Origin of the sequence: Methanosarcina horonobensis HB-1 = JCM 15518, assembly GCF_000970285.1 — an archaeon.
Taxonomy (GTDB): Archaea; Halobacteriota; Methanosarcinia; order Methanosarcinales; family Methanosarcinaceae; genus Methanosarcina; species Methanosarcina horonobensis.
Genome location: NZ_CP009516.1, coordinates 4584645 through 4595988 on the forward strand (window position 1 = coordinate 4584645; position 11344 = coordinate 4595988).

The 11344-nt window shown below is 40.5% G+C and carries 8 protein-coding genes; 5 read left to right on the forward strand and 3 right to left on the reverse strand.

The genetic code is table 11. The features are described 5' to 3' along the window. Positions 1 to 41: 41 nt before the first annotated feature. The 5 genes from MSHOH_RS19925 (at position 42) to MSHOH_RS19950 (ending at position 8488) form a co-directional block, all read left to right on the forward strand. On the forward strand, positions 42 to 1562 hold the full coding sequence (locus MSHOH_RS19925) for an FAD-dependent oxidoreductase (protein ID WP_048142301.1): 1521 nt from the start codon (positions 42 to 44) through the stop codon (positions 1560 to 1562). Between the two features lie 37 nt (positions 1563 to 1599). Then, a complete protein-coding gene (locus MSHOH_RS19930) occupies positions 1600 to 3567 on the forward strand; it encodes an SWIM zinc finger family protein (protein WP_048142302.1) in 1968 nt (655 codons plus the stop codon). A 1558-nt stretch (positions 3568 to 5125) separates the two neighbouring features. Beyond that, complete coding sequence (locus MSHOH_RS19940; RefSeq protein WP_239451076.1) at positions 5126 to 7216, forward strand: bifunctional polysaccharide deacetylase/glycosyltransferase family 2 protein; 2091 nt, start codon at positions 5126 to 5128, stop codon at positions 7214 to 7216. Beyond that, positions 7216 to 8001, forward strand: coding sequence for a hypothetical protein (locus tag MSHOH_RS19945; protein ID WP_048142308.1), 786 nt, complete (start codon positions 7216 to 7218; stop codon positions 7999 to 8001). The genes MSHOH_RS19940 and MSHOH_RS19945 overlap by 1 nt, the downstream gene beginning before the upstream one ends. 307 nt (positions 8002 to 8308) lie before the next feature. Beyond that, a complete protein-coding gene (locus MSHOH_RS19950; RefSeq protein WP_048142310.1) occupies positions 8309 to 8488 on the forward strand; it encodes a 4Fe-4S binding protein in 180 nt (59 codons plus the stop codon). A 93-nt stretch (positions 8489 to 8581) separates the two neighbouring features. Here the strand turns inward: MSHOH_RS19950 and MSHOH_RS19955 are convergent, their stop codons facing one another. From MSHOH_RS19955 to MSHOH_RS19965, 3 genes are all read right to left on the reverse strand, one after another. After that, complete coding sequence (locus MSHOH_RS19955; protein WP_048142312.1) at positions 8582 to 9058, reverse strand: DNA-deoxyinosine glycosylase; 477 nt, start codon at positions 9056 to 9058, stop codon at positions 8582 to 8584. 152 nt (positions 9059 to 9210) lie between these two features. Further along, entirely contained in the window at positions 9211 to 10002 is a 792-nt protein-coding gene (locus tag MSHOH_RS19960; RefSeq protein ID WP_048142314.1) for a helix-turn-helix transcriptional regulator, read from the reverse strand. A 279-nt stretch (positions 10003 to 10281) separates the two neighbouring features. After that, entirely contained in the window at positions 10282 to 11172 is an 891-nt protein-coding gene (locus MSHOH_RS19965) for a helix-turn-helix transcriptional regulator (RefSeq protein ID WP_204245358.1), read from the reverse strand. Positions 11173 to 11344: the final 172 nt, after the last annotated feature.

Genomic DNA, 11344 nt, shown 5'->3' on the forward strand with positions numbered 1-11344 from the left:
ACTGCACTATAAATTAGAGAATAAAGGAAGGGGGAATAGAAATGCCGAATAGGAATGAAACAGGATATACTCTCCCTGGAAAAGCAGAGTCTTACTGGGTGGCAACTACTCCGGAATCAAACTATCCTGCTCTTTCAGGAGACATTAGGGTTGACGTAGCGATAATTGGGGGAGGGATAGTTGGAATTACCTCAGCCTTTCTTTTAAAGGAAGCTGGAGTATCCGTTGCAGTTATTGAGGCAGACAGGATTCTCAGAGGTACAACCGGGCACACGACTGCAAAAATCACCTCCCAGCATAACCTTATCTATGACAGCCTTATATCGGAGCTGGGAAGAGGGCAGGCAAAACAGTATGCTGATTCCAACCAGGCAGCAATCGATAAGATTGAATATATTGTTCGTTCATGGAATATTGACTGCGACTTTTCTTACAAACCTGCTTATGTCTACGCAGGTTCTGAGGCTTCCGCACAGAAGATCCTGGACGAAGTTCGTGCAGCCCGGAGCCTTGGCATTCCGGCTTCATTCGAGGGAGACCTGCCGCTTCCTTTTAAAACCTATGGCTCGGTACGGTTCAGCCATCAGGCCCAGTTCCATCCCAGAAAATATCTCTGTGCCCTTGCAAGAGAAATTGAGGGTGACGGCTGCCATATCTATGAGAAAACCCGGGCTCTCGGTATCGAAGGGGAAGGGCCCGTTATTGTAAAAACAGATAGAGGAAACATAAAGGCGGAGAATATAATTCAGGCAACACGTTTCCCGATTGTGGATAAGCCTGGAGAGTTATTCAAAAAACTTAAACAATCGATGTCATATGTACTAGGGGCATATATAGAAGAACCGTTCCCTGAGGGCATGTTTATTAATGCAGAGGAACCAGCGAGGTCTCTGCGCTCGCAACCTACAGAAAAAGGCGAGATGGTACTCGTAGTTGGGGACGGACATCATGCAGGATATGGGAACCCCACACATGAGCACTACGGGCATCTTGAGGATTGGGTAAGATCGGTCTATAGGGTACGGTCCATCGACTACCACTGGTCGACCGAAGATGTCGTGCCTGAAGATAATGTTCCACTTATTGGCAGGCTTACTCCGGACAGCGAGCATCTGTATCTGGCAACCGGATTTAAGAAGTGGGGGATGACTGCAGGCACTGCTGCAGCAATGATTCTTACGGATACGATCCTTGGAAGGGACAACCCATGGACTGAGGTATACGATCCTTCAAGATCCAGACAGGAATCTCAGTTTTCTATGGAAGATGTATCCGGAATTGAACCCGGACAGGGGACTGTTATTGAAAAAGGGGAAGAAGAAAAGGTAGCGGTATACCGGGATCCGCAGGGAGTACTCTATACGCTCAATCCTGCCTGCAGACATATGGGATGTACTGTTTCCTGGAACGATGCTGAGAAAACCTGGGACTGTCCCTGCCATGGTTCACGCTACAACGCCAGGGGAGAAGTTATTTACAGCCCTGCAGTGTACGGACTTCTTGAAAAGCGCATCAGAGGGCAGGACAAAAAACCATATTCGTACACTAGAGATACTTCATAATTCCTATTTTTATATGACGAGATCAAAATAATAATTTATGCCATCAGAAAACAAAGATTCCGATCCCTTTAAAGAATTAAAGTGGAGTGACCTGCAGGACTGGGCAGGAGGGAAGGCAACTGCAAAGGGAATAAAATACCAGGAAGAAGGACGGGTAAAAGAGCTTCAGCTAACCACTGAAGGCAGCCTCGTAGCCCGTGTAGAAGGGACAACTGATTATTTCACAGAAGTTACCCTGAAACAGGGAAAGTTGAGTTCTATCTGCACCTGCCCTGTAGGACACAACTGCAAACATGGGGTTGCAGCCGTACTTGAATATCTCGAACTTGCAGAGCAGGGAGAAAAGGTTCCCCTTGCTTCCGAAGAAGATCCTTTCGTTGCAAAAGCCAGACAGGAATATACTGGAGCTGAAACTCATGTCCACAGAGCTGAAGAACCCTCAGCCATGGCTCTCCGCGAGTACCTTGAGCAGCTGACGAAAAAAGAACTGATCGAAATACTGGTGGCGTTTGCAGAAAAAGATGATCTTCTTGGCAGGTACCTTCGAGATAGGCAGAGTCTTGCAGCAGAAGATATAGAAGGTATTGTAGGGGAAGTTTATTCCGAACTTGACGAGCTTCTGGAAGAAACCGGGAACTTAGATTATGCAAGTTACGAAATTGACATGCCTGATTTTTTAGATGTGCAGGTAGGATTAGAGAGCTTGCTTGACGCGGGACAGCCTGATGAACTGCTTGATATCGGAAAAGAATTGATGAAAAGGTACGAAAAAATAGCGGAGTATGATGAAGAAGGGGAGATAGGAACAAAAATATCCTTCTGCATGGACATCGTGTTTGAGGCTCTGGCTCGATCCTCCCTCCCTGCCCACGAGAAAATGCTCTATATGCTCGAAATTGAGTTAAGAGATAACTACAACACTCTTAATGAACACGCTTTTTGGGAAAAAGATTTTACTCCTGAAGAATGGAAGCGTTTTGCAGAAGCCCTGAAAATCAAGCTGGAGGAAGCTGACAGGATAAAAGATACTATCTACAGTCTATCCTGGCAAAGGGACTACGCAGTTGACAGGCTGATTGATGCCCTTGGAAAAGCCGGGATTTTTGAGGAGATAATTCCCATCTGTGAAAGTGAAGCCGAAAAAACAGGAAATTATGTCCGGCTTGTCAGGGTGCTGCTTGACTCGGGGCAGAAAACGAAGGCAGAAGAGTGGATTTACAGGGGAATCAAAGAAACCAGGGAATTTGAACCCGAAACTGCTTATCAGCTCTGGCAGATCCTGCTCGAAATCAAAGAAAAAGAAGAGGACTGGCTTTTTGCGGCTGCCCTTGAAACAGAAGAGTTTTTCAGGTCTCCTGAGATTGATCGTTATCTCAGCGTACGGGAAACATCAAAGAAGGCAGGAAAATGGCAGGAAATCCTGGAAGCTATTCTAAGATACCTGAAAAACGGAGAGCTACCAGAGGGGCAGGCTAAAACAACCAAGGTCAAAGCCGGGAAGTTCAAAACTGAAGAGGAAGCTTCAATTCTCCCCGGCACTCTCCCGAAGACAGGACTTCTGGAATCCGGCTCATTAAAGAAAATCAAAACCCCAGCCTTTGATCTTTTAATAAAGATAGCAATTCAGGAAGAAGACCAGAAGGAAGTTGTCCACTGGTATGAGGAACTTAAAAAAAGCGGAAAAGAATCCGAAGAATACTGGCACCTGGTCCCAGGGAATGAGATTGCAAACTCAGTAAAGAAAAAATATCCTGAAGTCGCGCTTGAGATATGGAAAACACTTGCAGAAAGGCTGATTTCAGAAACAAAAGTGAGTTCATATGAAGAGGCGTCCGCATACCTTCGGAAAATAAAGGAAACCCTGGAAGCCAGCGGAAGAAAAGAGGAATGGGAAGCCTATTTCTCTGAGATAAAAGAAGAAAACAGACGCAAAAGGAGGCTGCTTGAGATTCTGGAGATGCTTGGACAAGATCGAATAATAATGGGTGAAAGAAAAGTGAGTTAAAAGGAAACAAAAAGGTAAAACAGATTGGAACAGAAAACGAAATTGGAAAAAAATAGAAAGAACAAGTTTACGTATAAGTTCATCCCGAAAATCAAAATTACTTTTCTAAATCTCGAACCTGGAATAATCAATTGATTCCGTAATCATGAAAATAGCTCTAAACTTCTTATTAATCTGAGAATAAAATTGGTTTTGGGATGAACTATATAAATGTCAATTGTATCAAACTTAAGAGAGTAACTTCACCAATTTCAAAATATATATTTTTCGAAAAGGTGGGAGCCACTGTCTAAATAAATTTAATAGGATTCTATAAATCATATGTATCTCATTTATAAATACAACAGTTTACATGCCTATAGTTCTTTTGCAGAAAAAAGGTAGCTAAGGATATAAATCAGTCAGTTAACAATAGCTCTTGGGGAAATTTTCATTCTCGTAGCAAGTTACAGGGTATTCAAACGAAACGAAAGGCTTATTTCAAGCTTACTGTGTTGTTTCATTCATTTCAGATATCTTTTCCCCTTACTTCTGGTGATATAAGATCTGCTCTCTTCATCGGCATCTGCATTTAAAGAGGTTTCTCTAACCCGATAAAGTATCAGGCAGCATAAATACCATGAAGTTTCAGATTTATTGGTTTTCAAGATAGCTATACTGCACTTGAATTTATCTATATTCGTTTTTTTGCTTAATTTTAGCTTTTCAGAATGAATTTTTATCAGCATTTGAAAAATAAATTGAAATATTTTTTAACCAGTTATTACTCAGTTCCCATTTTTTGTTCAAAAAAAGAGCTGCGGTATACCTTTAAGAAGAAAAGAGGATAATTATTCTATAACGGCTGAGTAACTTGCTATATATCTCCGAGTAAAACTAAAGTACTAATTTTATACAGAAAAGTGTTAAATAATTAAGGAGATTACTAATCATGGGTAAATTTAGACTAGATAGGGATCAGATAGGAGACTTAGGGAAGAGGTAGAAGCATTAAATAGAATACTTTCCTTTCTGAACTTGTAAACCCATCGTAGCCTATAGATATATATTTGAGTGGAAAAATTTGAGGTGTTTAACTAAATCTTGATACTGATAGCTTGCCTGGTCGCGTTTAGTTGAGTTGCAGCAGCGTATCCTGTAAGTGTAGAACTAACAATATAAATCCCTGGTTACTGGAAAAAATGCGGATGAGTTGTCTACACTTTTTTCCCAAGTAAGAAGGGCGTTTTATCGAGACAGATTAGTACCCAGTAGATACTGTATAGTGTATCTGAGCCTGTTAAAGAGACAAATCTAGACTTACTTAAAGTGACTGCTGCCTCTAAATTAGATGTGCTGTTTATCCGAAAATGTTTCACATTGACGATATTGATCACAATCGATGAGAGATTGTGAAGCTTAACGAAAGAAAGATCCATTAGATTGCCGCTCAAAAATCGAAATTATTCAGGATAAAACAGATGCTAACTATCATTTAAAATTATATTAAAATGTCCTTTTAATGCCTGTTATCGATTAAGCAGTCAGCTGAAGTAGGACGTGTGGGGGATTATGTATAATGAAGAAACATATCGGAGATTTTGTAAAATTCCAAAGGACAAAAGTGATACATCAGCCAGATATTATATTTGCTCGAAAAGAGAAAAACGAGAAAAAGTTTACGAGTTCGTCCAGCAGTCGTATTATAAATAAATGTATGCCGATTGTCTCATTACTTTTGGCGGTATTAATCACTCTCTCAATTGGATTATTTCTTTACACGGGACTTAATCACTTAAACGGCGGTACTCCCGGAAGTATTACTATTCTGGAAGAACCAGAGCTCCTTGATTCATTGAAGGACGCGCAGGATAGAGGAGTTCTTATGGGAATACACGGATGGGCACATGAAAATTATTCTATCCTAACGCCATTGCAGACAAAAGAAAATATAGAAAAGGGGAAAGAAGTCTTTGAAAAAGCCGGAATTGTTCCTGTGGCATTTATCCTTCCAGAAGAACCCATCAATGGAATAGTAGATGAATCGTTAAAACAGAAAATAGAGAGTAATGGAATCTCAACACAGTTACCCATTCTCGAAACGAGCGGATCCAATAGAAACGAATATACCTGGGAGTGGCGTACAATGCAAAGCTTTGACGACCCCCGGTACCAGGAAGCTTCAGAGCAAATCAGGGAAGAAAATCCAGAAACCATTCTGCTCCATGTACAGGACTGGAATCCATACACAAAGCAGTTTCTCACTGATTACTTATCATCGACTAACGAGATGAATATCACCGTCAGAGTAGACGATATTGAGGTGAATACCCGACCAGAAGTAGTCTCCGACATGGCCAAGTTGACTCAGTATGAATCAGTAGGACAGGTTGCATTTTCAGTTATCCCTGCAGGATCAAGGAAAGGTGACAACCCTACTATCGGAAATATAAATGTAAATAAGATAATGGAGATATATTTCGGGTTCTTTATCATAACCTCATTACTGCCACTTTCATTCTTTGTGATATGGAAGTTGTTATCTGAGTGTCACAAGAAAAGAAAACAAAATAAATACTTACTTGAAGATGGTCGAGATCCGAAAGATCCTGACGCGAAAAGTCCAATGTTAGTCTCCATTATCGTTCCTGCCTACAATGAAGAGAAAGCAATAGGCAAATGCCTCCAATCCATCCTTGACCAGGACTACAAAGGAGAAATGGAAATAATCGCTGTTAATGATGGTTCCAGTGACAGAACTGCAGAGATTATTTCAAGATATCCCGTAAAACTTCTCGATCTTAAAGTGAACGGAGGAAAAGCAAACGCTCTTAATGAAGCGATTGAGATTGCAAAAGGAGACATCCTGATCTTTACGGATTCAGACTCGTATATGGCACCGGATGCTGTGAGCTCTTTAATGAAATGTCTCAATGAGAATAAAGATGCCCAGATGGTGGCAGGAAATGTGTATATCCACGATAACCGCAGAAAGAAAGGACTCATGAAATACTTCCAGATGATAGAATACCGAACAGAACAGGATATTACCCGTCACCTTCAGAGTTTGTCCGGCAGTATTCTCGTATGCCCTGGCCCTCTTACCGCTGTCAGGCGCAAAGTATGCGATGTAGTTAGATTCAGTAACGAAACTATCGTTGAAGACGCAGACTTTACAATCAAAGCTCTTAAAAACTCCGTTAAGATTATTCAAGAACCAAAAGCAATAGTTTACACAAACGCACCTGAGACTCTTCGAGGGTGGTATAAACAGAGAAAGAGATGGTGGTACGGCAATCTCCAGTTATGGAGGCTCCACAAAAAATGGGCAATAAAGAACCCATGGATGATATTCAATTACTCAGGATATATTACTGGAATTTTCTCCATACTCCTGATCATGTCAATACCGTGCTTAATACTTCAATATGAGAACATCCCATTGATATTGATGAGTGGAATCCTCTGTCTTGCATTCTCCATAATGCTGTACATCATATACATCGGCCCATTGTTTGCCACAGACAAAAGATTATTAGTAATGTTGATACCATATGTATTGATCTATGCAACAATAAAGGTGGTAGTAATCAGCTGCCTTTTCCTCTGCTACCTGACAGGTAAAGGAATAAAGGTTAAGTTCGGTGCAAACACCTTTGTGGTGAGATAATGGAAAAAGATTACAAAAAGTATGTCTTAATAGGGTCAATCCCCTTATTTTTTATAACTCTACTTTGTTTATACTTGACTACCGAAGGACCTCCACAGTCTGAGTGTTCAGAAGGGGTATGGAATAATTGCAATTTTACAAAGCCTGCTGAAGAGTGGTCTGCCGCTGCCAAGAGATTTGGAGGTGAGAGTGGAGTAGTTGACCTTGTCGTTGCCCAGGCACATGAAAGTAATCTCACTTACCTGCCATTTCCTTTTGAACAAAGGGAAAACATTTACAGTTACAGTCAGACTGATCAAGTGGAACCCTACCTGAAAAAATTCGATGAAGACGGCTTGAAAGTGATTCTTTCAATTCAGCCTAATGGAGCTGACATACCTGAATTGATTGACATTATACTTTCAAAGTATGGTCATCATGAGAGCATAATAGGCGTAAACATTGATATAGAATGGAAATTAACCGGGGAACCTTATCACGTTAGCGATGATGAACGTGATCTCTGGTTAAGCAGAATTCAAAGATACAATCCTGAATTTAAACTGTTCCTGACTTATTTTAAAGATTATACCTACTTTCCTGGCGATGCGCAGGATATAATCATCCTATATGATGGCGATAAAGCTACTCAGGATTTACTCATGAGAGAGTACGAGAAGCTAGCAAGCCACTACACATCAGTAGGGATATATACGGGATATTCTTCAAGCACTCCGCCAACAGCATCTTATGAAAGTATTATAGCTGCAGCTCCGAACACAGAGTATATCTTGCATATAGTCTGATGAAATATTGAACGAACTTATCCCAAAATCAATTTTACTTTTACTTATTAACTTTCAAGAAACTGTTTTTATGCTCCTGAACTTGAATTACGAGACAGTCCCTCATAGAGTGAAAAGAGAAGAAATCATCAGAAAGATAAGAAAGGGAAAAGAGATAACTGTGAAATAAAAGCAAATTTTTATATATAAAAAAGGATGAATAAAAATAGAGTTTGGTGGGTTAACTGAATCCTGAACTCTAACTTCAATTCATAAAGTACTGATCCTAACAAGATAAAAAGAAAAATGAAAAGAGGAGTTGAAACTAATGGCAGCAAAAGTCAACAAAGAAGAATGTACAGGCTGCGGGACCTGTGTGGAAGAGTGTCCTGTAGAAGCAATTATAATTGATGAGGATGAAGGCTGTGCGGTTGTAGATGAGGATGAATGTGTAGACTGCGGAGCCTGCGAAGAAGCCTGCCCCATTGGAGCTATAAAGACTGAATAATACTGAAACTGGAGTTCACTAGATTCGCCCTGTGGACGGAAATCACAGTAACGAGTTAAAGGGAAAGAGTGGGTTGGTTGGAAAGGGCAGCTTTTAACGCTTCAGGGTAATTTCCCACTCAGATTCCCTTATTTTTAAATTTCTCCGGTTTATTCCGCTTGAAGAGGGCAGGATCTTTGTTTTATAGCCCATTGCTCTCAGAATCGGTTCATATTTTCCTGATGTTTTACCATTAAAACATACCAGTTTTAGCTCTGGCGCCATCTCTTTTAATATTGAAAACTGATTTATCTCCTCTTCTCTGATGTTTGAGTCCTGACTTCCTTCCCTTCTCCCGGTTTTAAAAACATCCCAGAGCCCTATTTTATTGCGTTTTAGAGTCTCAAGCCTTGTTTCATAGTCCATGTCCTGAAGACTCTCTCCGATGGCATTGCCGACTAGCCTCCAGAAGTCATTTCCAGGGTGCCCATAGTACTGCCGCCTCCTTAAGGACTCATCTCCAGGAAGAGAACCCAGAATCAGGATTTCAGTATTTTTATCAAGAACAGGAGGAAAACCTCTTTTTATCATGGTAAAGAGACTGGGTTTTAAGGCTACTTTAGTCTTTAGAATCTAAAAAAATGGATTTATATATGTGATTAAAAGTTTACAGACAATTCAAGTTTTTGTAATCCTGAGATTTGCAAAACTTCAGAGCTTGCAAACCTCAGCTTAAACATATCTCATACCTGCATAATCTGTTCAGACATGTCCCTGTAATAATTGAAAAGTTCCTTACCCCATTCAAGGGCGCTTTTTTCAAAGCTCACCATCTCGTGGTTATAGTATCTTCCGTCTTTTGAAATCATAGATAAAGAGATAAAACGGTCAGTAACAATACTGGAAGCGAGCTCAATTTTATCGTCACAAACAAAGAGACATGTATTTTCCATATTTATGAATTCCTCGACCTCTTTTCTGTAGTCGCGGACCAGTTTCCCGTATATTGATCTTTCAAGAACAAGAAACACTTTAATCCCTCTTTTTGCAAGATCCAGATAGAGACCCGGATATCCCGGACGGAAAAACGAAGATATTTCCATTACTATTTTAGACCTGTAAAGCGGGTCCATAATTTCTGGCGGGTAATCGAAAATATGAGTTCTCTCAGGTACGAGTTCCTTACATAGACCCAGTTCTCCGATTCGGTCCAGAAGGTGAGGAGGAAGGGTACGCAAATTATGTCTTGCCCAGTAATCGTGATTGTCATCAAAGACCTTAAAAGTAGAAAGAAGAGGTTCCATTTTGGGAACTATAAGCTTCCCTTTTACAGAAAGTTCGTAAATATCCTCTTTCTGCACCAGCAGTCCATCTTTGAGCAGGATGCGGACCTGAGCCATAATAGGGCTGGAACTGACTTCAAGTTCGGTCTTGATTTCTTCGATCGTTTTTGGCCCGTTCTTCAGGAGCAGAAGTAAATTTTTCCTTTTGTCCGAAAAGAAAATAGTATCTATTAACTGCAGTTCCATACTCATTCTATTTAGCCTCCCTCCGGAAAGGAGTTAAGATTCAACAGGGGTGATTTAGATTATCCGGAGTTATTTCAGACTGAAGAAGAATTACTTTTCCGTTCTGAAGAGTTTCAAGTTGCTCTGGAAAGTTCCAGTTACTCGAATAATTGTAGTTACTCCGGGTAATCATCTCGCTCAGTTGTTTTGGATTAAAACCTATAAGCCAGTATTAAACCTGTTGATACAATCAGTATACTTAGACACATCAGTATGTTAGCTTAAACACACAGTATGCTAGACAAATCAATGTTGTAGATGCATCAGTATCTTAGATACATCAGTATGAAGATTTAACATTTCAGACTCAAAGAAAGTTCCATTCTCTGATGTGCATATAAAACTGTCAATGCTTTTCTCACCCTCAACCTTTAATGCCCTTGATTTATATAAATCAAAGAGCTCTCTTGCCCAGGAAATAGCCTGAGGCTCGGAACAGTACATATATTCATGATAGAACCTTCCCTGGCTGTCAAAAAGAGAAATCATCATCCCACGATCGGAGACGATAAGCTCGGCAATTTTCACACCATCCTTACAGACAGAAAGTTCGGTATTTTCCATTGTGGCAAATTTCCGTATTTTCCTTTCGTAGTTATGCAGGAATTTCTCGAGTACCGATTCCGTAAAAATAAGAGAGACCTCTGACTCAAGTCTTGCGAGCTTTGAATAAAGGGGAAGGAACTCAGGCCGGTAAAAGGAAGAAAATACCATGAGATAACGAGAAGAGGAAAAGAAATTCAAAAGTTCAGTGTTCGGTTCGAATATCTGGCTGGGATCGGCTTTAATGAGATTACAGTCCTTAATATCTCCTATCCTGTCTAGAAGGTACTGAGGGATTCCGTCCAGGTCGTGTTCTATCCAGTAATTATTTTTTTCAACAAGAGTAAGGACGTCAACAAGAGACCTGACTTTTTTGAACACCTGCTCTCCCATGTCTGTCAATTCATAGCTGCCATTTTTTTGAATAACCAGGTTACTGTCTGTAAGTCTTTTGATCTGGGGCAAGATAGCTGTGGGAGACACATCGAGGAGGGTTTTAATTTCTTCCATTGTTCTGGGTTCTTCCCCCAAGAGTAAGAGGAGATCCCTTCTTTTCTGGGAACGAAATACTACATCTATTAACTCAGGTTGCATTCAAACCACTTCTATCTCTTTTTTTGTAAATATAGGATGTCTGTATCTTGCGGCACTGTAAATTTTCTTGCCGCGGCGAATGAAAATTTGAGGCCTCATTGGGTTCTCTACGGCTTAACAAGAGGAAGAGTTTGCGCCATATTTGGAGATAACCGATAAGCAGAGATATATA